Raw genomic sequence first — 22,243 nt, 5'->3', positions numbered from 1 at the left:
ACGCCGCACCGGCCCTTTCGGCATCAGATGCGGTCGATCGCGGCGAGATCGGCGTCAAGGTCGAAGGGGGCCGTCACCTTCAGCCTGTCGCGGTGCACGCCCATACGCGCGTAGGAGCGCATCGCCGGGTCGAGCTCGTAGGCGTAGACGATCGGCTTGCCCGCATCCTCCTCGACCCGCCAGAAGTGCGGGATGCCGGCCTGGGCGTAGAGCTCCGGTTTGCGCTGCCGGTCACGGGTGACGGATTCGGGCGAGACCACCTCGACGGCGAGCAGGACGTCCTGGGCTCGGTAGTAGGTCTCCTTGCCGCTGCGCACCGCCTCCGCCACCACGACGCAGAGGTCCGGCTCGGGCCGCTGGTCCTTGGCGAGGATCACGCTCATCTCGCGGCGAACGCGCACGTCATTCGGTGCGGCGCGCCGGAGCTCGGCTTCGAGCAGCGACACGGCCCGCATGTGGAAGGCGGCTTGGGGACTCACGAAGACCAAGCTTCCATCAATCAACTCTGTGTGCGCGGGCAAATCCGCAATGTGATCGAGATCTTCTGCTGTGAAGCCCTGCGGTGGCGGAAAGACCCAGTCGGGCAGCGGGGAAGGTGTCATCGTTTCGATCACCGCTTCAGCAGTCATGGTTGAACGCTACCAACCTATTGTGATCACGCTAGGTGAAAGTCAAGACACAGTTAAGAGCCTGAGAGGGATGGAGATGGCGGAGCTGCTGGTGTTCGGGGAGCGGGAGGACGCCGAGGAGGTGGCGGAGGCGCTGGGGGAGTGGTTTCCGGAGGTAGGGGTGCCGCGGGTGGTGCGGGAGACCTTGGCGGGGGAGGACGATGCCGAGGACGCTCAGTGGGTGGTCGTGGTCGAAGGGCTCGACGGCGCGGACTCGGGCAAGGTCGATGAGCTGGTCGAGCGGTACGACGGGTGGCGGGAGGCGGGCTGACGGCCTCGGTCGGCCCGCCTCGGTCGGCTCCCTCGGGCGGCCTGCCTCGTCAGCCCGCCTCAGGGTCAGGCGAGGGTGGCGGCTTCGCGGCGGGCCTTCTCCGCCAGGGCGTGTTCGTCGGTCGTGGCGTCGTAGCGGCGGAACTTCGGCAGGGCGGTGGCCAGGCTCAGTACGGCGGCCACGCACAGCACGCCGCCCGCGCCGAGTGAGAAGCGGGTGCCGCCGAGCTGGGCCATCATGCCGGCCCGCGCGTTGCCCAGCATGGGCCCGCTCGCGTACGAGAGGAGCTCGATGCCGGCCAGGCGGCCGCGCAGCTCCGGCGGGATGGTCTGGTTCCACATGGTCATGCGGAAGATGCCGCTGATCATGTCGGCGGCGCCCGCGAACGCGATGCAGACGACGATGAGCCAGATGTTCGGGGCCACGGCGGTCAGCGCCACGGCGACGCCCCACAAGGCGGCGGCCACGATCACGCCGAGGCCGTGGCGGCGTACGCGGGCCGTCCAGCGGCCGGTGAGCGAGGCGATCAGCGCGCCGACCGCGGAGGCCGAGTAGAGCAGCCCGAGCGCCTGTGGTGCCCGCAGCTCCTCGGCGAGGAACGGGAACAGCGCGTTCGCCATCGCGAACACCATGGCGGCCATGTCCACCAGGTACGTGCCCACCAGGTCCTTGCGGCTCATCGCGTACCGCATGCCCTCGACCAGCGACGTGATCGAGGCGGGCGCCGCGTCCTCGGCGGGGGGCAGCGACCTGACCCGCCAGAGCAGGAACATCGACAGCAGGAAGGTGAGCGTGTCGAGGACGTACGCGGAGGTGACGCCCCACGACGCGACCATCAGGCCGCCCAGGGCGGGGGCCACGATGGCGCCGAAGTTCCAGCGCAGGCTCGACAGGACGGCGGCGGCGGCCTGCTGGTCGTGCTTGACGACCTGCTGCATCACCGCCTCCAGGCTGGGGCGCTGGAGCGAGCCGATGCCGGTGGAGACCGCGCCCACGACGTACAGGACCCAGATCTGCGGACTCGGCAGCATCGCGTTGATCATGAGCGCGGCGGAGGTGACCAGCAGGCCCAGCTCGCTCATCACGATGATCTTGCGCCGGTCGAGCGCGTCGGCGATGGCGCCGCCCCAGAGCCCGCACACCACCATCGGCACGAACTCCGCCAGGCTCACCAGGCCCACCGCGAGGTAGGAGTCGGTGAGCTGCTTCATCTGGTACGGCACCGCGACCATCGTGATCAGCGTGCCGAACATGGTGATGACGCCGGACCCGAAGAGCAACCGGTAGTCGCGGGAGTCGCGGAGCGGGCTGAGGTCGAGCGCGAGGTGGCGGAGCAGGCGCTTCATTGCTGATGGCACGAGTGGCAATTGTCCGTGATGGCGGCCGGCACGGGCAAATCAATTTGGACGTGGAGGTGCAGGAGACGACGCGACGATCTCCGGGAGGCTCCCGGAGATCGTCGCGAGGGTGGTCAGGACGGGAGCTTGTCCAGGAAGCCCAGGACGCTGCGGATGCGGCCGTCCTCGGCCAGCTCCAGCGCGTCGAAGCCGGTGGCGACGGGGTCGCCGCCCTCCGGGCCGAGGTGCCAGGTGAAGCGGGCGACGTGGTGATGGCTGTCGTACAGCTCGCCCGGGGTGAAGACGAGGCCGGGGAACATGGACTGCGCGCCCTCGATCACGGCGGCGATGGCGGCGTGTCCTGTGACGTCGGCGAGGGGGTCGGTGTAGGTGCCGTCCTCGGTCCACAGCTCGGCCACGGCCTTGGCGCGGGCCTCGGGGTCGGTCTCGTTCCAGCAGGCGAGGTAGCGGTCGACGAGGGTCATGATCTGTGTCTCCTTGGTGAAGGGTCGGTGCAGGGTCAGCGGCTCTTGCGCAGGCCGGTGAGCTGGAGTTCGGCGAAGCCGGCCACCACGAGGGCCTGGGTGACGGCCCAGACCGCGCCGATCGTGGTGAGGCCGAGTGCGCCGGTGACGACGGCGGCGACGCTGCCCAGGGTCCAGGCGACGTTCAGGGCGATGACGGCCCTGGTGCCGGTGCGGCTGATGTCGCGGCGGGTGGCGAGGACGGCGACTGCGGCGCCGTACGCCAGGAGGAAGGCGCCGATGCCGCGCAGCAGGGCGGCGTCCGGGCCGAGCAGCGCGGCGACGGGGCCGGCGAAGGCGAGGTAGGCCAGCCCGTTGACGCCCGTCACGGCGGCGTCCGCGGCCAGCGCCAGGCGCAGGAACTTCGTACGGTCGGTGGTGATGGGCAGGGCGGTCATGTCGGGCTCCTTCGCGGCGACCACGGTCGTGCTGACACCGGGAACGATGTCAGGACGCGGGTAGGTGCCGCGATTACCCGGTGGGTAAGAGGGAGCCGGGAAGGGCCGCCTGAGCAGGGGGAACGCGGATGGTGTGAAGGCCGTCACACGACGACGGCTCCCCGGAGAACACCGGGGAGCCGTCGCGGGAGCGGGTCAGGCGCCGAGGATCTCGCGGCGCAGGTGGGTCTTGAGGATCTTGCCGCCGGGGTTGCGGGGCAGCTCGCCCGCGCGGAACCAGACGTGCGCCGGGATCTTGAACTTGGCGATGCGGGAGGACAGGAACTCGCGCAGCTCGTCCGGCGTGAGCGAGGCGCCGGGCGCCAGGCGGAGCACGGCGCCGACCTCCTCGCCCAGTTCGTCGTGAGGTACGCCGATCACCGCCGCGTCGTCCACCGCCGGATGCTCGAACAGGGCGGCCTCGACCTCGGCGCAGTAGACGTTCTCGCCGCCCCTGATCACCATGTCCTTGGCGCGGTCCACGATGTAGACGAAGCCGTCCTCGTCGATCTTGGCCAGGTCGCCGGTGTGCAGCCAGCCGCCGACGAACGTCTGCGCGGTCGCCTCCGGCTTGTTCCAGTAGCCGAGGATGACATTGGGGCCGCGTACGCACAGCTCGCCGACCTCGCCGCGGGGCAGCTCGTCGCCCAGGGGGTCGACGACCCGCACGTCCACCACGGGCGAGGGCAGGCCGATGCTGTCGGGCCTGGCGTGGTAGTCGGCGCCGCCGTTGCCGATGGCCAGGGCGCTGGTCTCGGTCATGCCGTAGCCGTTGGAGGGCGCGCGGTCGGGCAGGTTCGTCTTGATGCGCTCCAGCAGCTTGGGCGGTGCGGGGGCGCCGCCGTAGCCGAGGGTGGACAGCGAGGACAGGTCGTACGTGCCGAAGTCGGGGTGCGACATGAGCTGCCAGGCGTTGGTGGGCACGCCGATCATGGCGGTGACCCGCTCGCGCTCGATGAGCTGCAGCGCCTTCTCCGGGTCCCACTTGTACATCAGCACCAGGCCGCCGCCGCTGAACATGGTGGTCGTCATCGCCGAGAAGCAGCCGGTGACGTGGAAGAGCGGCACGGTCAGCAGGGTGATCCTGCGGGTGCCCGCCGCCGTGCCGACGTCCTTGCCGGCCAGGGCGACGGCGCGCATGAGGCCGTAGGCGACGGTCATGGGGGACTGGCCGATGTTGCGGTGGCTGCCGAGCGCGCCCTTGGGGTTGCCGGTGGTGCCGGAGGTGTAGAAGATCGTCGCGGGATCGTCGGGGGCCGGCTCGACCTCGGGGAGGGAGACGTCCGCCGGGATCTCGCCGAGCACGTCGTCGAACGCGCGCGCCCCGTCCGGCGCGTCGCCCCTGGTGACGATCATCGGCACGCCCGTGGAGGCCAGCCTGACCGCGCGCTCGCCGTCCGCGATCAGTACCTTGGCTCCCGAGTCGGTCACGCCGTAGGCCAGCTCGGCCTCCGTCCACCAGGCGTTGAGCGGTACGGCGATGCCCCCGGCGGCCAGCACGGCCGAGAAGGAGATCACCCATTCCGGGTAGTTGCGCATGGCCACGGCCACCCGGTCGCCCTTGCTCACGCCGTAGTCCTCGACCAGCCGGCGGGCGAGGGTGGCGACGCGGCGGAAGTGGTCCTCGAAGGTGATGTGCTCGTCCTCGTAGACGAGGAAGACCTTGTCGCCGTGGAATCTGCTCATCTCCAGCAGGGCCCGGTAGTGCGGCGGGGCGTGCTTCCACGTGCGTACGCCGGTCTCGCCGATCTCCTCCATCTCGAAGAGCTGGCCGGGACCGGTGAGCTGGGCCTGGACCTGGGCGTGCGAAAGAGACATCCGCAGTACTCCCGCAGTGGACGATTGTTCCGGACAATCACAGTACCGACCGGCCGGTACGTGCGCTAGACGCCTGATCTACGCCCGTGCGGCTATGAAAGTTTCATGGCTTTGCCGATAATTTCTGCCCGCCAACTGCTCGTTTGGCCCCGGCCCGACTGCCCGGTTGACCCGCTCGCGCGCATGTCAATACCGTCTGCTGCACGGTCCCATCGGGGCCGAAACTTTCGGAATCGAGTGCCTGCCTCCGGAGGTAGATGCCCGTGCGTTCGTCCTCGCTCCTCAGACCCCTCGCGTTAGTGGGGTTGCTCGCGACCTTCCTCCTACCCACCGTCCCGGCGGAAGCATCGGCGCCGCTGCGTACGCACGCGGCCTCCAAGGGCAAGTTCATCGGTGCGGCGCTCGCCACCAGCCCGCTGTCGAACGAGACCGCCTACCGCAACATCGCGGCCACGGAGTTCAACCAGATCACCGCCGAGAACGCGATGAAGTGGGACGCCACCGAGCCCAGCCAGAACCAGTTCAACTTCTCCGGCGCCGACGCCATCGTCAACTTCGCCACGCAGAACAACCAGCAGGTCCACGGCCACACACTGGTGTGGCACCAGCAGACCCCCGGCTGGGTGCAGGGCCTCGGCGCCAGCGCCATGCGCAGCGCGATCCAGAACCACATCTCGCAGGTCGTCGGCCGCTACGCCGACAACCCGGCCGTGGTCTCGTGGGACGTGGTCAACGAGGTGTTCGAAGAGAACGGCAGCATGCGGAGCTCGTTCTGGTACAACACGCTCGGCCAGAGCTACATCGCCGACGCCTTCAGGGCCGCCCGCGCCGCCGACCCCGACGCCCGGCTGTGCATCAACGACTACAACGTCGAGGGCATCAACGCCAAGAGCACCGCGATGTACAACCTGGTCTCGTCGCTGCGCCAGCAGGGCGTGCCGGTGGACTGCGTCGGCTTCCAGGGCCACCTGGCCATCCAGTACGGCTTCCCGAACGACCTGCAGCAGAACCTGGAGCGCTTCGCCGCGCTCGGCGTCCAGGTGCGCATCACCGAGCTCGACATCCGCATGCAGATGCCGCGCAACTCCTCCAAGGACGCCACCCAGGCCACCTACTACCGCAACGTCATCAACGCCTGCCTGGCGGTCACGGCCTGCGCCGGCGTGACGATCTGGGGCTTCACCGACAAGCACTCGTGGGTGCCGGACACGTTCGGCGGTGAGGGCGCCGCGCTCATCTACGACGAGAACTACCAGCAGAAGCCCTCCTACACCGCCGTGCACGACGCGCTGGCGGCCGGCACGGGCGGCAACGACACCACGCCGCCGACCACGCCGGGCACGCCGACGTCGAGCGACGTCACCTCCAACTCGGCCACGCTGTCCTGGAGCGCCTCGACCGACAGCGGCGGCAGCGGCCTGGCCGGCTACAGCGTCTACCGCGAGCAGGGCGCCACGGACACGCTGCTCGGGCAGAGCGCGACCGCCTCGATCAACCTGACCGGGCTGACGCCGAACACGCAGTACCAGGTCTACGTGCGCGCCCGTGACGGCGCGGGCAACCTGTCCGGCAACTCGCCGGCCGCCACGTTCACGACCTCCGAGGGTCCTGTCGGCGGCGGTGGCTGCACCGCCACGGGCACCGTGCAGACCCAGTGGCAGAACGGCTACGTCGTCCAGCCGGTGACCGTCACCAACACCGGCACCTCGGCCGTCAACGGCTGGACCGTCACCTTCACGCTGCCCTCCGGGCACACGCTGGCCGGCTCGTGGAACGCGTCCCTGACCGTCAGCGGGCAGACCGTCACGGCCAGGAACGCCGGCTACAACGGCAATCTGGCGCCGAACGCCAGCACCACGTTCGGCTTCCAGGTGAACCGTCCGAACGGGAACACGCAGACGCCTTCCGGCTACACCTGCGCCTGATCGGGGATCCCCTGGGGCCTGCCCGACTGCCCGCCCGGCACCGGTAACCGCCCCAGGGGATTCTCTCCCCTTTTGAGAAGAGGGGGTGGCTTTGCCGGAAATGATGGGGATGCATAACGTGCTGTTGGTGCCCGCCCTGCCAGCGGCCCGCTGTTCTCCATCTGCTGAGGAGCCTGCCTGATGCATGACGACCGCACCCTGGTCGAAGCCCGTCTGAAGCGCGTACTGACCGAGCGGATCCGCCCCGCGGTCTATCCCGAGTCGGTGCCGCTGGAGGTGGGCGTGTGGCACGCGCCGGGCGAGCCGGTACCGGTGGCCGAGGGCCTGGCCGCGCCGCGCGAGCCGATCGCGGTCGGCACGCCGTGGGGGCCGCCGTGGGGCACGAGCTGGTTCACTGTGAGCGGCACCGTCCCCATGGAGTGGACGGGCAAGATCGTCGAAGCGGTGCTCGACCTCGGGTTCAACCCGGACAAGACGGGCTTCCAGTGCGAGGGGCTGGTCTACCGGCCCGACGGCACCCCCGTGAAGAGCCTCAACCCCCGCCAGCAGTGGGTCCGCATCGCCGGACCCGCCGAGGGCGGCGAGGAGGTGCGCCTGCACATCGAGGCCGCCTCCAACCCGGTCATCCTCGACTACCACCCCTTCCTGCCGACCCAGCTGGGCGACAAGGAGACGGCCGGCACCGAGCCGCTCTACCGGCTGGCCCGCATGGACCTCGCCGTCTTCGACAAGACGGTGTGGGACCTGGTGATGGACCTGGAGGTGCTCGGCGAGCTGATGCAGGAGCTGCCCGTCGAGGGCGCCCGCCGCTGGGAGATCCTCCGGGCGATCGAGCGTGCGCTGGACGCCGTCGATCTGCAAAACGTGAACGGCACCGCCGCCGCGGCCAGGGCCGAGCTGACCGGTGTCCTGGCCGCGCCGGCCGTGCCGTCGGCGCACCGGATCAGCGCCGTCGGGCACGCCCACATCGACTCGGCGTGGCTGTGGCCGCTGCGCGAGACCGTGCGCAAGGTGGCCCGTACCGCCTCCAACATGACCACGCTGCTGGAGGAGGACCCCGACTTCGTCTTCGCGATGTCGCAGGCCCAGCAGTGGGCCTGGCTGAAGGAGCACCGGCCCGAGGTGTGGGCCAAGGTCGTCAAGGCGGTGGCGACCGGCCGGTTCGTGCCCGCGGGCGGCATGTGGGTGGAGTCCGACACGAACATGCCGGGCTCCGAGGCGATGGCCCGGCAGTTCGTGCACGGCAAGCGGTTCTTCATCGACGAGTTCGGGGTGGACAACGAGGAGGTGTGGCTGCCCGACACGTTCGGGTTCGCGGCCGGCCTGCCGCAGATCATCAAGGCGGCCGGGTCGAAGCGGCTGCTCACCCAGAAGATCTCGTGGAGCCAGACCAACACGTTCCCGCACCACACCTTTCTGTGGGAGGGCATCGACGGGACCAGGATCTTCACCCACTTCCCGCCCATCGACACCTACAACGCCTCCCTGCGCGGCGGCGAGCTGGCGCACGCGGCCCGCAACTTCAAGGACAAGGGCGTGGCCAGGCACTCGCTGGCCCCGACCGGGCACGGCGACGGCGGCGGCGGCACCACCCGCGAGATGGTGGCCAGGGCGGCCCGCGTCCGGGACCTGGAGGGCTCGCCCACCGTGACGTGGGAGACGCCCGCCGAGTTCTTCGACAAGGCCGAGGCCGAGTACCCCAATCCGCCGGTCTGGGTGGGCGAGCTCTATCTGGAGCTGCACCGGGCCACGCTGACCAGCCAGGCCAAGACCAAGCAGGGCAACCGGCGCAGCGAGGCGCTGCTGCGGGAGGCCGAGCTGTGGGCGGCTACGGCGGCTGTACGGGCGGGGGCCGGCTATCCGTACGAGGCGCTCGACCGGCTGTGGAAGACGGTGCTGCTGCACCAGTTCCACGACATCCTGCCCGGCTCGTCGATCGCGTGGGTGCACCGGGAGGCGCGCAGGACGTACGAGCTGGTGACCGAGGAGCTGAACGGCATCATCGGCACCGCGCAGCGCGCGCTGGCGGGCGAGCCGTCCGGCGGCACGCTGGTCTTCAACGGCGCCCCGCACGCCCGCCACGGCGTGCCCGCGGGCGGCGCCGCCCCCGAGAGCCCGGCCGCCGCCGTGCGGGCGGCGCCGCGGCCCGAGGGCGGGTTCGTGCTCGACGACGGGCTGCTCAAGGTCGAGATCGACGGGCGCGGGCTGGTCGTGTCGGCCTACGACCTGCGGGCCGGGCGCGAGACCGTCGCGCCAGGGCGGGCGGCCTGCCTGCCGCAGCTGCACCCGGACTTCCCGAACAAGTGGGACGCCTGGGACGTGGACGAGTTCTACCGCAACACGGTGACCGACCTGACGGCGGCGGACGACGTGCGCCTCGACGGGGTCACGGTCGTGGTCGAGCGCTCGTTCGGGGTCTCGTCGATGGTGCAGCGGCTCACACTCGCCGAGGGGCGGCTGGAGATCGACACCGAGGTCGACTGGCACGAGACCGAGAAGTTCCTCAAGCTGGCCTTCCCCCTCGACGTGCGCGCCGACCGGTACGCCTCCGAGAGCCAGTACGGCCACGCCTTCCGCCCCACCCACACCAACACGAGCTGGGAGGCCGCCAAGTTCGAGGCCTGCAACCACCGCTTCGTGCACCTGGAGGAGCCCGGCTGGGGCGTGGCCATGGTGACCGACTCGACCTACGGCCACGACGTCACCCGCGACGTGGACGAGCACGGCACCACGACCACGCTGCGCGTCTCGCTGCTGCGCGCGCCGCGCTTCCCCGACCCCGAGACCGACCAGGGCGCGCACCGCTTCCGCCACGCGCTCGTGCCGGGCGCGGAGATCGGCGACGCCGTGCGCGAGGGCCACTTCATCAACCAGCCCGAGCGCCGCGTGCCCGGCTCCGCGCCGGTCGAGCCGCTGGTCACGGTGGACGACGACGCCGTGGTGGTGACCGCGGTGAAGCTGGCCGACGACGGCAGCGGCGATGTGGTGGTCCGCTTCCACGAGTCGCGCGGCGGCCGGGTCCGCGCCACGCTGCGTCCCGGCTTCCCCGTCGCGGAGGTCGTCACGACCGACCTGCTGGAGCGGCCGACGGCCGAGCCCGAGCGGCCCGGCGACGGGATCGCCGTGGCGCTGCGCCCGTTCGAGCTGGTCACGCTGCGCATGAAGCGGGCCTGAGCCCGCACCGGCAGAGCCCCGGCGCCGGAGACCGCGCGCCGGGGCCCGGCCGCGTGTGACGCGGGCCCGAGCGCCGGCGGGGGTCAGCCGCTGAGCAGCGTGCCGAGGCGAGGCGCGTAGGTGGCGTGGAAGACGAGGGAGGCCGCACCGATCGCGGCGGCGTCGGCCGCGATCGGTGAGGTCTCCACCCGCACGGCGTGCAGCCGCCTGGCCATCGTCCGCCCCGCCACGGCCGCCGCGATCGCCTCCCGGTAGATGCCGCCGACCTCCCGCAACGCGGGCCCGCCCAGCACGAGCAGGTCGATGTCCAGCATGTTCACCACGCTGACGGCGGCCACGGCGAGGCGGTCGGCCACCCGCTCGATCACCGCGCGCGCCGCCGGCTCGCCGCGCGCCGCGGCCGCGCAGACGTCGGCGTGGTCGGCGCCGCCCGCGGCCACCTCGATCGCGCTCGGGCAGCACACCGCCTCCACGCAGCCCCGGTTGCCGCAGTAGCACGCGGGCCCGTCGGGCTCGACGGTGATGTGCCCGAACTCGCCGGCGTTGAGCGAGCGCCCGCGGTAGATCTGGTTGTCGAGGAACAGCCCGCCGCCGATGCCGGTGCCGAGGTAGAGGTAGGCGAAGCTGGGCGCCGAGCGCGCGATGCCGGCCCACCGCTCGCCGATCGCCGCCGCCGTGGCGTCGTTGTCGACGGTCACCGGGAAGCGGGTGTACTCCTGGAGCAACTCCTTGATCGGCGTGCCGGCCCACGCGGGCAGCCGGGGCGGGCTCACCATCACGCCGTCGCCGTCGAGCGGCCCCGGGCAGGCCAGCCCCACCCCGAGGACCTTGCCGTCCGGCACCCCCGCCTCGCGCAGGATGCGCCTGGCCGCCCGCGCCATCTGCCTGACCACCGCGTCGGGCCTGGCCCGCGGGCGTACGGGCAGGTGCAGCCGGGCGACCGGGCGGCCCGCCAGGTCCGCCAGCACGCACGACAGCGCCTTGGGATCGAAGTGCACGCCGACCGCGTAGCCGGCGCCGGCGTCGACCCGCAGGATGGTGGCCGGCTTGCCGCCGCGCGACGGCGCCGAGCCGTCCTCGACGACCAGGCCCTCCTCCAGCAGCCTGCGTACGATGACCGACACCGTCTGCGCCGTCAGCCCCGTCACGGACGCGACCTGGACGCGGCTGATCCCGTCGGAGGCCTGGATGGCCTCCAGCACCACGGCCCGGTTGTAGCTGCCGACCTTGGGCAGGTTGGTGCCCTGCTGCATGTGAGTCATATCACCACAGAGTGTTGACTTAGTAAATCAAAAAGACTTACGTTCTCCGCAACCCAAAGGAAACAAGGGGAGGCCGTGATGACACGTAGGCTGGCCGGTTCCCTCCTGCTGTTGACAGCGCTGACAGCAGCCGGTTGCGGCGGTGGCGCCGCCGAAGAAGCCTCAGGAACCAAGGAGCTCGAGGTTCTCTACAAGGTCGAGCCCACGTGGCCGCACCTGGAGAAGATGCTCACGGACGCGAAGAAGCAGTACGAATCCAGCCACTCCGGCGTCACGATCAAGCTGACCGGGGTGCAGGGCAACAACGAGGCCTACTACACGAAGCTGGCGCTGCTGAACCGCTCCGCGGACTCGGCGCCCGACATCTACTACCACGACACCTTCCAGGTGAACGCCGACGTCGCCGCGGGCAAGCTGGCCCCGCTCGACGAATACCTCACGAAGTGGCCCGACTGGAGCTCCCAGTTCCCCGACTCGGTCAAGGAGGCCGCGAAGGGCGCCGACGGCAAGATCTACGGCGTGCCGATCAGCACCGACACGCGCGGCCTCTGGTACCACAAGGACGTCTTCGCCAAGGCGGGCCTGCCCGTGCCGTGGGAGCCGAAGACCTGGAACGACGTGCTGACCGCGGCCCGCACGATCAAGCAGAAGGTGCCGGACGCCGTCCCCTTCAGCATGTACTCCACGAAGATCCACGGCGAGGCGTCCACCATGCAGGGCTTCGAGATGCTCCTGTACGGCACCCCCGGCGGCACCCTGTACGACAGTGCCCAGCAGAAGTGGGTGAGCGGCGGCAAGAACTTCACCGACGCGCTGACCTTCATCAACACGATCTACCGCGAGGAGCTCGGCCCCAAGCAGGCCGACGCCCACAACGCCAAGCTCGCCGACAAGGTCAACCACGAGTGGTTCCCGTCCGGCAAGATCGGCATCTCCCTCGACGGCGCCTGGACGCCGTCGGCCTGGAAGGAGACCAGCACCAAGCCGTGGCCCGCCTGGCAGGAGAAGATCGGCTGGACGGCCATGCCGACGCAGAACGGCGAGGAGCCCGGCGCGGTCAGCATGTCGGGCGGCTGGGTCATGGCGATGAGCTCCTACACCAAGCTCAAGCAGGAGGCGTTCGACTTCATCACCGTGGCCATGAACAAGGAGAACGCGATGACGTACTCCGTGAGCACCGGTGACCTGGCCGTGCGCAAGGACGTCGCGGCCGACCCGAAGTACACCGCCGACAACCCGTCGGTGAAGTTCTTCACCGAGCTCGCCGAGGTGACGCACTACCGGCCCGCCTACGAGGCGTACCCGAAGGTGTCGGCGCAGATCCAGGAGGCCATGGAGGCCGTCACCACCGGCTCGCAGACGCCTGAGGAGGCCGCCGCGGCCTACGCCAAGGCGCTGCCCGGCGCGGTCGGAGGCCCGGACAAGGTCGTCGCCGAATGACGGTCGCCACGGCGCCGTCCCCGCACGTGACGGGCACGCCCGCGGGCGGCCCGTCACGGCGGCGGGTCATGCGCTGGCTGCTGCCCCTGGGCCCGGCGCTGGTGCTGCTGGCGCTGTTCCTCGCGGGGCCCATCCTGTGGAGTGTCTACATCGCGTTCACCAACGAGACCCTGACCGGCTCGGCCTCGGTGAACTCCCAGTTCGTCGGGGTGGACAACTTCGTCAAGCTCTTCGACGACCCGAACTTCATCAACTCGTTCCTGCTCACGTTCGTCTTCGTGATCGGCTCGGCCGTCATCGGCCAGAACACGCTGGGCCTGATCATCGCGCTGCTGATGCGCGGGCGCGGCAGGGTGACGCGCAGCGCGGTCAACGGCGTGGTCATCGCGGCCTGGGTGATGCCCGAGATCGTGGCGGCGGCCTGCTGGTTCTCCTTCCTCGCCGAGGAGGGCACGCTCAACGCCGTGCTCGGCATCTCGCAGGAGTGGCTCTACACCGCGCCGATGCTCGCGGTGATCCTGGCCAACGTCTGGCGCGGCACCGCGTTCTCGATGCTGGTCTACTCGGCGGCGCTGTCGGAGGTGCCGAAGGACCTCGTGGAGGCGGCGGCGGTGGACGGCGCGGGCCCCGGCAAGCGGCTGCTGCACATCACGCTGCCGCTGATCCGGCGCTCGATCATGTCGAACCTGATGCTGATCACGCTGCAGACGCTGGCGAGCTTCGGGCTCATCTACGCCCTGACCGGCGGCGGTCCTGGCACGGCCAGCCAGACGACCCCGCTCTACATGTACGAGCAGGCGTTCCGCTACTTCGAGATCGGCTACGGCTCGGCCATCGCGCTGGTCATGCTGGTCATCGGAGCCCTGTTCTCGCTGATCTACCTGCGTCTGATCAAGGTGGAGGACGCATGACCAGACTCGCCGCGAGGGGCGCGGCCACGCTGTCGCTGCTGGTGATCGCGCTGGCGTTCCTGGGGCCCTTCATCTGGGTGCTCATCGCCTCGGTGCAGCCGGAGGCGACGCTGGCCGCCGCGCCGACCCTGACCTTCTCCCTCGCCAACTTCAAGGCCGTGCTGACCTGGGAGACGATCGTGCTCCCGCTGATCAACTCGGTCGTCATCTCGGGCTCGACGGCGCTGTTGACGGTGGTGGTGGCCGGGCTCGCGGCCTATCCGCTCTCGCGCTACCAGCTGCGCTACCGCCGCCACTTCATGCTGACGCTGCTGTTCACCACGGGCCTGCCGATGACGGCGATCCTGGTGCCGGTCTACGCGATGTTCTTCCGGTTCAACCTGTACGGCTCGGTGCCGGCGATGGTGCTGTTCCTGACGGCCAGCTCGCTGCCGTTCTCCATCTGGATGATGAAGAACTTCATGGACGGCGTGCCGGTCAGCCTGGAGGAGGCCGCCTGGGTGGACGGCGCCGGGTGGGTGCAGTCGCTGCGCGCCGTGGTGGGGCCGCTGATGGCGCCGGGTATCGCGGTGGTGGCGATCTTCGTGTTCGTCGGGCAGTGGGGCAACTTCTTCGCCCCGTTCGTGCTGCTGGACGCGCCGGAGAAGCAGCCGGCCGCGGTGACCATCTACACCTTCTTCTCGCAGTACGGGCAGGTCGCCTACGGGCAGCTGGCCGCGTTCTCGATCCTCTACACGGCGCCCGCGGTGATCCTCTACGTGGCGGTCAACAAGTACCTCGCGGGGTCGTTCAACCTCGGCGGCGCGACGAAGGGGTAGCTGGCGGATTCACGACAAGTCAGGATGTGGCCACCTCCATTTCATAGACACCGCAGTTCGGGACCACTAGAAATCCGGTATTCGTGCTTACCGATTCTCTGGAGGTCGTCCCATGCTGCGTGGCTTAAGCCGGTTGAGGTGGGGGTCGGCGCTCGCGCTCCCCACGGTCATGGCGGCCGCGCTGCTCGCGGCGCCCGCCGCGTACGCCGAAAGCGCCGGGCCCTTCACGGCCGCGGCGGCGAGCGGCGAGATCACCCTGATCACCGGAGACCGGGTGCAGGTGCGCGACGTGGACGGCGATCACCACGCCGTCACCGTCACGCCCGCGCCGCGCGCCGACGGCTCCGTGCCCACCTTCCAGGTGATGGAGACCGAGCGCGGCGTCACCGTCATCCCCGACGACGTCGCGAGCCTGGTGCCGGGCCGGCTCGACCCCGCGCTGTTCGACGTGACGGCGCTGGCCGAGCAGGACTTCGGCGCCGCCATCCCGCTCATCCTCACCTACGGCGCGAACGCTCCCAAGGCCGCTGTGCCCGCCGCCCGGCAGGAGCGCACGCTGGAGAGCATCGGCGGCGCCGGTGTGACGGTCGCCGTGTCCGACGCCCCCGCCTTCGGCGCCCAGCTCGCCGCGCTGGCCGCCCCGTCCCCGCAGGCCCGCGCGACGGGCGCGCTGGCCGGCGTCGAGAAGATCTGGCTCGACCGCAAGGTCAAGCCCACGCTGACCGAGAGCGTGCCGCAGATCGGCGCCCCCGCCGCGTGGGCCGCCGGGCACGACGGCGCCGGCACCACCGTGGCCGTGCTCGACACCGGCGTCGACGCCACCCACCCCGACCTCACCGGCAAGGTGGCCGGGCAGCGCGACTTCACCGGCGAGAACGCCACCGGCGACCCCCACGGCCACGGCACCCACGTCGCGGACACGATCGCCGGCGCGGGCGTGGACGGCGGCAAGGGCGTCGCGCCGGGCGCGCGGCTGCTCAACGGCCGCGTCCTGGCCGCCGACGGCTACGGCCAGCTGTCCTGGATCATCGACGGCATGGAGTGGGCGGCCGGCGAGCAGCACGCCCAGATCGTCAACATGAGCCTCGGCAGCCCAGAGGCGGGCGGCCCGCTCACCGAGGCGCTGTCCACGCTGACGCAGGAGTACGGCACCCTGTTCGTGGTCGCGGCCGGCAACGACGGCTGCGAGTCCTGCGTCGGCTCGCCCGGCGACGCCCCCGAGGCGCTGACCGTCGGCGCCGTGGACAAGCAGGACAAGCTGGCCCCCTTCTCCAGCCGCGGCCCGATCACCGCCACCCAGGCGGTCAAGCCCGAGGTGACCGCGCCCGGCGTGGACATCATCGCCGCCAAGACCGGCGGCGGGCTGGTCTCCATGTCCGGCACCTCGATGGCCACCCCGCACGTCGCGGGCGCCGCCGCGCTGCTGCGCCAGGCCCGTCCCGGCCTCACCGGCGGCGAGCTGAAGGCGCTGCTCACGGCCACCGCCAAGCCGGGCCAGGACATCCCCGTGGACGCCCAGGGCCTGGGCCGCATCGACGTGGCCGCCGCGCTGCAGAGCACGGTCGTCGCCTCGACCGGCACGCTCGACTTCGGCAGGAACGACGAGGGCGCGGCCAAGACGCTCACGATCGGCTACCGCAACCTCGGCGACCAGCCCGCCGACCTCGACCTGAGCGCCGGTGACGCGTTCACCGTCGAACCCGCCAGGCTCACCGTCCCCGCGGGCGGCACCGCGGAGGCCAAGGTCACGCTCAAGGCCGACCGGCCGGGCGTGCTGCGCCAGGAGCTCGTCGCGGGCGGCGCCCGCACGCTGCTGACCGGCAGCGTCGAGGAGGAGAAGGTCGAGCTGCGGGTACGCGGCATAGCCAGGGACGGCAGGACGGCCCGCGGCGGCTTCACCGTGCTCAACCTGGACGAGGGCACCCTCGTCGGCCGTGTGCTGCCCGGTGACCCCGCCCAGCCCTGCACCGACGCCAAGTACGGCTCGGGCACCTGCCTGCTGGTCAAGCCCGGCACCTACTCCGTGCTCGGCCACATCTTCACCATGCCCGCCACGCAGGACAGCACCGCCACCGGCGACCCGCTCAACGAGAGCCTGGTAGGCGACCCGGAAATGAAGATCACCAAGGACACCGAGGTCGTCCTGGACGCCCGCAAGGCCGTCGAGGTCAAGGTCGAGACCCCCGACCACGAGACCAAGCGCAACACCGGCGCCGCCGCCGCGATCAAGTGGTACCGGGCCGGCGAGCAGGGCACCGCGCTGCGCGGCGGCACCACGATCACGCCGGGCTCGCAGATCGAGGAACGCCTGTTCATCCAGCCGACCAGGAAGGTCACCAAGGGCACGTTCGTCGTCGCCACCCGCTGGCGGCTCACCGCGCCCGAGATCGCCTTCTCCACACTCGGGCTGAAGCTCGACCCCCAGTACGTCGACCCCGTCCAGTTCAGCGACTACGCCACCGAGTACCCCCGGCTCGACGGCACCCGGCTGCTCCTCGCCGTGGACGCCGGGCGCGGCACCCCCGCCGAGATCAAGGCCCGCGACCTGCGGGGCAAGCTCGCCGTCATCCGCCGCACCGACGGCGTGCCGGTCTCCACGCAGGCCAACGCCGCCGCCGCGGCCGGCGCCGCGATGGTCGCCGTCTACAGCGACCGGCCCGGCCCCGACGCCACCACCGGCGGCAACGGCGTCAAGCTGGCCGTCCCGACCGTGCGGCTCACCCACGAGGAGGGGACGAAGCTCGTCCAGCGGGCGCGCTACCTGCCCGTGCTGATCGTCGCCAAGGGCATCGTGGCCAGCCCGTACGTGTACGACCTGTACCTGCGCGAGAAGGGGCGGGTGCCGGACAAGCTCACGTACAGGGTGAGGTCGAAGTCGCTGGCGAAGATCGAGACCGGCTACCACAGCCAGCTCGCCGACGACGTGACCGTCAACGAGGCGCGCTTCGTCTTCGAGCCCTGGGACACCTCGTCCATCTCGACGAACCACCCCATGGCGAAGACGCCGCGCACCCGTACCGAGTACGTCACCCCGGACCCCGAGGTGGTGTGGACCTCGTCGGCGATCACGCCGGAGCGGGCGTACAACAACCTGTGGCCGCACCCCGACACGCCGCGGATCTCGCTGTCGTCGCCGGAGTTCCGGGCGTACAAGGCGGGGGAGCGGGTCAGCCGCACCGCGTTCAAGCAGCCGCTGCTGCCCGGCTTCAACCCGCGCAACCCGACGCGCAGGGAGGGCGACAAGCTGTTCCTGTCGCCGCAGGGCTTCGTGGACGCCCAGGGCAACTTCGGCGACGCGTACACCAGCGACTTCGAGCACGGGCTCAAGACCGACTTCCGGCTCTACCAGGGCGACGAGCTGCTGTGGCAGACCAACTACCTGCCCTCGGGGTCGGGGACGCTGCCCGCCGAGAAGGGGACGTACCGGATCGCGTACGACGTCGCCAACGAGGCCGAGTGGGCGAAGCTGGCCGTCCGCACGCGCGGCGAGTGGACGTTCGGCTCCGAGCACGCCGCCGAGCCGACCGTGGTGCCGCTGCTGCTGGCCTCCTTCGACGCGCCGGTCGACCTGAAGAACCGGGCCGGGGCCCGCAAGCTCGGGCTCACCCTGCGCCACCAGGAGGGCGCCGAGCGGAGCGCGATCAAGGACGTGTCGCTGGAGGTGTCGTACGACGACGGCGCCACCTGGAAGAGCGCCCGGCTGCGCGCCAAGGGCGAGGGCCGCTATGAGACGTCGCTCACCCAGTCGCGGTCCGGGTTCGTCTCGCTGCGGCTGCGGGCCTCCGACGTCAAGGGCAACGCGGTGGCCCAGGAGGTGATCCGCGCCTACGCCCTGCGCTGATCTGTTGAAGGGGGAGCGCCTGACGGGTGCTCCCGGCTGAGGGGGAGCGCCGCACCGGCGCTCCCCCTTTCGTCATGCCCGGCTCTTCCCGATGACCTCCTCCGTCGTCAGCGGCGACTTCGGGTGCCACGTCAGGCACATCGGGACGCGCGTCTTGGTGAACGCGCTCTCCTCGGACGCCACATAGAACTGGCCCGCGCCGAGCCGCGAGATGTCCGGCACGTCGCCACCCTTCTGCCTGGCCATCTCCTTGGCCGCCGTGATCTGGATCGGGGCGTTCAGCAGGCCGAAGAACTGCGTGGCCGCGTTGCCCGGGATCTGGTTGTGCAGGCCCTTCGGCGCCTGGGTGGCGAAGACCAGGCCGAGGCCGTACTTGCGGGCCTGCGAGGCCAGCAGCACCGTGCTGCGGGTGGAGGCCGCGGTGCCCGTCGCCGGGGCGAACGTCTGCGCCTCGTCCGTCACCAGCAGCGCGCCCAGCGGCCGGTCCTGCGCCGGGTGCCGCTTGAACCAGACGAACAGCTCCATCTGCAGCTGGCTCACGAAGCTCTGGCGCTGCTCCAGCGACGGCAGGCCGACCAGGCTGATCACCGACACCCTGGCCCGCTTCCCCGCGGGCGGCGTGATCAGCAGGCCGGGGTCCACCGGCGTGCCCGTCCCGCCGAACAGCGGGTCGTTGTCCATCGCGGCGGTCAGCGACTGGGCCAGCTCGGCGGCGATGCGCTGGGCGCCGGCCAGCTCGCTCACGCCGCCGGGCAGGTCCGACAGCAGCGCGGTCAGGCCCTTGAGGCTGGTCGCACCCCGGCGGCCGTAGTACGCGAGCGCCTTGCGCAGCACCGCCTGGCCGCGCTGCGCCTTCTCCGTACGGGCGTCCAGCCTGATGCGCGGCACGATGAACGACACCGCCGCCTCCACCGCCTCCGCGAACTCGTCGGGGTCGTTCGCGAGGCTCGTGAAGTCGGGCAGCGGCTGGAAGGCCAGCGGGCGGCCGCCCGCGCGGCCCGGCGTCCACACCACGACGTCGGTGTTCTCCAGGTACTCCCGCGCCCGCTCCCGGTCACCCGCCTCCCACCCCGGCGGCTCCTGCGGCCAGGGGTCGCCCAGCCTGGCCAGGTCGTTGTTCGGGTCGATCACGATGGCGGACACGCCGCGCAGCGCACACTCCTCGACCAGCCGCCGGATGAGCACGGTCTTGCCGGACCCGGACCCGGCGAAGATCGCCACATGCTTCCTGAGCGCCTCCAGCGCGACACTGACGTCCACCCCATCGGAGACCCGCCGCCCGACCACCAAGGACAGCGCATCACTTGCGCCCCCCTGCCGCGCGCCCACGGGCTGCGTGGGGGTGGGGGGCTGCGCGGGCACGGGACCTCTCGAGGACGTGGGAACGGTCCAGGGGCCGGTCAGGGCCTCGGTGAGGAAGGGGATCGCTTTCGTGGGGCGGCGGGAGGTGAGCCAAGCTCGTAGGTTCGGGGGGTTCTCCGACAGCAGAGTCTTCAAGGCAGCCAGAGCCCGCAGGTCGTCGTCGGCCCAGCTCAGGGTGCGGCCGCCGGCGCGTTCGAAGGCGGCGATCGCGGCCTGGGTGGCCCCGCCCTTCGACCAGGGCGTGTTGCGGAGCAGGAACAGGTGGCGTTTCGGGACGTCGGCGTCGAGGCCGGCGGCCACGCACGCCTTGCGCACCCGGTTGAGCGCCGCGTTGCCGTGCCCGGCGGTGACGGCGCGGAAGGCCCAGTGGACCTCGTCCTCCCTGGCCTCGTCCAGCGTGCGGCGCAGCCTGGCGTGCAGGGGCGGCTTCTGGCTGGGCGGCGGGTCCACGCTGAACGGCGTCCCGGCCTCGCCCCGCTCGGCGATCCAGGCCGACAGTCCGGCCGCGAGCAGCGGGGGCAGGGCGGTGTCCTCGCTCGCCTGGTCGATCACCGGGGCGGGCCCGGCGTCGCGCAGCTCGGCGAAGCGGGCGTCGATCGCGGCCAGGGCGCCGGAGGAGGGCGGCGCGGGCACGGGCGCCGGCTCAGGCCGGTCGGTGGTGAAGCCGGTGAGCTCCCTGACCTCGCCGTCCTGGACGCAGGCCCGTACGTGCTGGTCGATGCGGATGAGGAGCTGGCGCGGCGTGAAGCCGGGAGCCTGCTCGAACGCCTCGGGACGCACCGGCCACGTCGGGTGGGGCGGCTTGACGCCGGCCTCGCCGTACTGCACCTCGAACCGCCGCGCGACGAGGGTCCGCGCGGTGTCGGCGTCGGGGATGGTCATGAGCTGGACGGCGTGACGGAACCGGTCGCGTACGGTGTCCACGGCCACGTTCTCGATGAGCGCCCAGGTGGCGGGGATGCAGGTGACCACGGTGAGCGTCCGCCGGGTGACCTCGCGCAACGCCATGAGCCCGCCCGCGATGCGCTCGATCAGCAGCGCCTCGCCCGGGTCGAGCCCGCCGCTCTGGGTCGCCGTGGAGGACTGCGCGACCAGCGGGTCGATCTGGTCCACCGCGATGACCGTCGGACCGGTGAGCGCGAGCAGGCGGGAGACGTCCCTGACGATCTCCTGCGGCGTCCTGCCGACCTGGCGGATGCCCCACCGCGCCCGCTCGCCCGGCTCGCCCTCGGGAGCCGACGACAGGAACGCCTCGCCCAGGTCCTGCAGCGCGAGGTCCTCGCCGGCCAGCAGCACCAGGGCACGCGCCGCGTCCTGGCAGTCCTTGCCGACCTGCGGGTGCGACTGGCGCAGCCGGGTGATGAACGTGTCGAGCTCCTCCCTGGTGATGCGCCGCTTGCCGGTGACGGCGCGGCGCGTCATGCGGGAGACGCCCACCTGGACGGCCAGCCGGTCGAGGAACACCGCGAGCTGCACCTGCCCGTCCTCGCGCGGCCGGAAGAGGCTGTCCAGGATCGACACCACGGTGCTCTCCCAGAAGCCCTTGGCGTCGAGCAGGCTCACCAGCACGAAGTAGCCGCCCTGGCGCTGGGCCTGCTCGCGTACCCAGCCGAGCAGGTGCGTCTTGCCGGTGCCGCGCTGCCCCTGCACGACGACGCCGATGGGGCTGCCGTCCGCGCGTCCCGCCGCCTCGGCGAGGCCGTCCAGGACGATCTGGGCGGACGCGCCGTGCAGCCCCTCCACGTGGTACTCGGAGCGGCGCCACACGTCGTCGGCGCTCTCGGTGTAGTTGAAGCTGAGCGCGGCGAGGTCCTGTGCGCCGCCCGTCACCGCTGACCGATCCAGAGCAGGTGCTTGGCCTGGTCGCCGATGACCACGGCGGCGTCGCGGTCGCGCGGGCCGAGCGTCTTCTGGTTCGACTCGGGGACGAGGTTGACGTCGGGGAGCCGCTCCATGCGGACGAGCGTCGCGTCCACGTCGGCGCGCGGCACATCGGGCAGTCGGTCGCGGACGTCCGTCAGGCTGACCCACGCGCCGGGCCGGGCGGCGAGCGCGGTGTACGCGGCCCGGATGCGCTCCTCGACGTCAGCGGCCTCGGCCGGATCGTCGGGCTGGAGGACATCGGCCAGGCTCTGCTCGGTACGCCGCATGTAGCGCGGCAGCCACCCCAGTAACGCGACCGCGATCGCGCCGGCCGAGCCGCTCATCACCGGGAACGTTCCCGTGCCGAGGTCCTCGGCGAGGCGCGCCCACCCGGAGTCGGTCAGCGTGTGGGAGTACCCCCGTCCCACCCGCCGGCTCTCGACCAGCTTCATGTCGTTGAGCCGCACCCGATGTCTACCGTCGAGTGACAGCTTGTACCGCTGTTTCAGCTCGGTGTTGGGCACCTCGCGGGCCTCGACGGCCAGCACGACCAAGGCGGCGAATTCGGGAAGCGACAGCCCGTTCGGCATAT

Annotated in this window: 15 protein-coding genes; 7 read left to right on the top strand and 8 right to left on the bottom strand. The window is 71.2% G+C overall.

Translation table 11 applies throughout. The features are described 5' to 3' along the window. Nucleotides 1-23 precede the first annotated feature (23 nt). Nucleotides 24-629, bottom strand: coding sequence for a Uma2 family endonuclease (locus AB0K18_RS46945; RefSeq protein ID WP_364928644.1), 606 nt, complete (start codon nucleotides 627-629; stop codon nucleotides 24-26). 70 nt (nucleotides 630-699) lie between these two features. Between AB0K18_RS46945 and AB0K18_RS46940 the strand changes: the two genes are divergently transcribed. Continuing rightward, a complete protein-coding gene (locus tag AB0K18_RS46940; protein ID WP_364928641.1) occupies nucleotides 700-939 on the top strand; it encodes a hypothetical protein in 240 nt (79 codons plus the stop codon). 65 nt (nucleotides 940-1,004) lie between these two features. Here the strand turns inward: AB0K18_RS46940 and AB0K18_RS46935 are convergent, their stop codons facing one another. The 4 genes from AB0K18_RS46935 to AB0K18_RS46920 all read right to left on the bottom strand — a co-directional run bounded on the left by AB0K18_RS46935 (nucleotide 1,005) and on the right by AB0K18_RS46920 (nucleotide 5,055). Beyond that, nucleotides 1,005-2,297, bottom strand: coding sequence for an MFS transporter (locus AB0K18_RS46935; protein WP_364928638.1), 1,293 nt, complete (start codon nucleotides 2,295-2,297; stop codon nucleotides 1,005-1,007). 113 nt (nucleotides 2,298-2,410) lie between these two features. Next, nucleotides 2,411-2,761 (bottom strand): nuclear transport factor 2 family protein, encoded by a 351-nt coding sequence (locus tag AB0K18_RS46930; RefSeq protein WP_364928636.1) that lies wholly within the window; start codon nucleotides 2,759-2,761, stop codon nucleotides 2,411-2,413. A 35-nt stretch (nucleotides 2,762-2,796) separates the two neighbouring features. Next, the gene (locus tag AB0K18_RS46925) at nucleotides 2,797-3,198 is read right to left on the bottom strand and encodes a hypothetical protein (RefSeq protein ID WP_364928633.1); all 402 of its coding nucleotides are present in this window, start codon (nucleotides 3,196-3,198) and stop codon (nucleotides 2,797-2,799) included. A gap of 195 nt (nucleotides 3,199-3,393) precedes the next feature. Then, entirely contained in the window at nucleotides 3,394-5,055 is a 1,662-nt protein-coding gene (locus AB0K18_RS46920) for a class I adenylate-forming enzyme family protein (RefSeq protein WP_364928631.1), read from the bottom strand. A gap of 299 nt (nucleotides 5,056-5,354) precedes the next feature. On the opposite strand from AB0K18_RS46920, the gene AB0K18_RS46915 reads away from it, so the two are divergent. Both AB0K18_RS46915 and AB0K18_RS46910 read left to right on the top strand, forming a co-directional pair. Then, nucleotides 5,355-6,980 (top strand): endo-1,4-beta-xylanase, encoded by a 1,626-nt coding sequence (locus AB0K18_RS46915; protein ID WP_364928628.1) that lies wholly within the window; start codon nucleotides 5,355-5,357, stop codon nucleotides 6,978-6,980. A 180-nt stretch (nucleotides 6,981-7,160) separates the two neighbouring features. Beyond that, nucleotides 7,161-10,154, top strand: coding sequence for a glycoside hydrolase family 38 C-terminal domain-containing protein (locus AB0K18_RS46910; protein ID WP_364928626.1), 2,994 nt, complete (start codon nucleotides 7,161-7,163; stop codon nucleotides 10,152-10,154). Between the two features lie 83 nt (nucleotides 10,155-10,237). Here AB0K18_RS46910 and AB0K18_RS46905 read toward each other — a convergent pair whose 3' ends face one another. Then, nucleotides 10,238-11,416, bottom strand: a complete 1,179-nt coding sequence (locus AB0K18_RS46905; RefSeq protein WP_364928625.1) for an ROK family transcriptional regulator — start codon at nucleotides 11,414-11,416, stop codon at nucleotides 10,238-10,240. A gap of 78 nt (nucleotides 11,417-11,494) precedes the next feature. On the opposite strand from AB0K18_RS46905, the gene AB0K18_RS46900 reads away from it, so the two are divergent. The 4 genes from AB0K18_RS46900 (at nucleotide 11,495) to AB0K18_RS46885 (ending at nucleotide 18,426) form a co-directional block, all read left to right on the top strand. Further along, entirely contained in the window at nucleotides 11,495-12,856 is a 1,362-nt protein-coding gene (locus tag AB0K18_RS46900; protein WP_364928623.1) for an extracellular solute-binding protein, read from the top strand. Further along, a complete protein-coding gene (locus AB0K18_RS46895) occupies nucleotides 12,853-13,767 on the top strand; it encodes a sugar ABC transporter permease (RefSeq protein WP_364928620.1) in 915 nt (304 codons plus the stop codon). Before AB0K18_RS46900 ends, AB0K18_RS46895 begins: the two co-directional genes overlap by 4 nt. Beyond that, nucleotides 13,764-14,585, top strand: coding sequence for a carbohydrate ABC transporter permease (locus AB0K18_RS46890; protein WP_364928614.1), 822 nt, complete (start codon nucleotides 13,764-13,766; stop codon nucleotides 14,583-14,585). The genes AB0K18_RS46895 and AB0K18_RS46890 overlap by 4 nt, the downstream gene beginning before the upstream one ends. 112 nt (nucleotides 14,586-14,697) lie before the next feature. After that, a complete protein-coding gene (locus AB0K18_RS46885; RefSeq protein WP_364928611.1) occupies nucleotides 14,698-18,426 on the top strand; it encodes a S8 family serine peptidase in 3,729 nt (1,242 codons plus the stop codon). A gap of 72 nt (nucleotides 18,427-18,498) precedes the next feature. Here the strand turns inward: AB0K18_RS46885 and AB0K18_RS46880 are convergent, their stop codons facing one another. Both AB0K18_RS46880 and AB0K18_RS46875 read right to left on the bottom strand, forming a co-directional pair. After that, on the bottom strand, nucleotides 18,499-21,618 hold the full coding sequence (locus AB0K18_RS46880; protein ID WP_364928608.1) for a DUF87 domain-containing protein: 3,120 nt from the start codon (nucleotides 21,616-21,618) through the stop codon (nucleotides 18,499-18,501). Then, complete coding sequence (locus AB0K18_RS46875; RefSeq protein WP_364928605.1) at nucleotides 21,615-22,241, bottom strand: hypothetical protein; 627 nt, start codon at nucleotides 22,239-22,241, stop codon at nucleotides 21,615-21,617. The genes AB0K18_RS46880 and AB0K18_RS46875 overlap by 4 nt, the downstream gene beginning before the upstream one ends. Nucleotides 22,242-22,243 lie beyond the last annotated feature (2 nt).

This window comes from Nonomuraea sp. NPDC049421 (assembly GCF_040677005.1).
Lineage (GTDB): Bacteria > Actinomycetota > Actinomycetes > Streptosporangiales > Streptosporangiaceae > Nonomuraea > Nonomuraea salmonea.
Note: the sequence above shows the minus strand (reverse complement) of the source record. Positions and strands in the feature narration are given on the sequence as shown.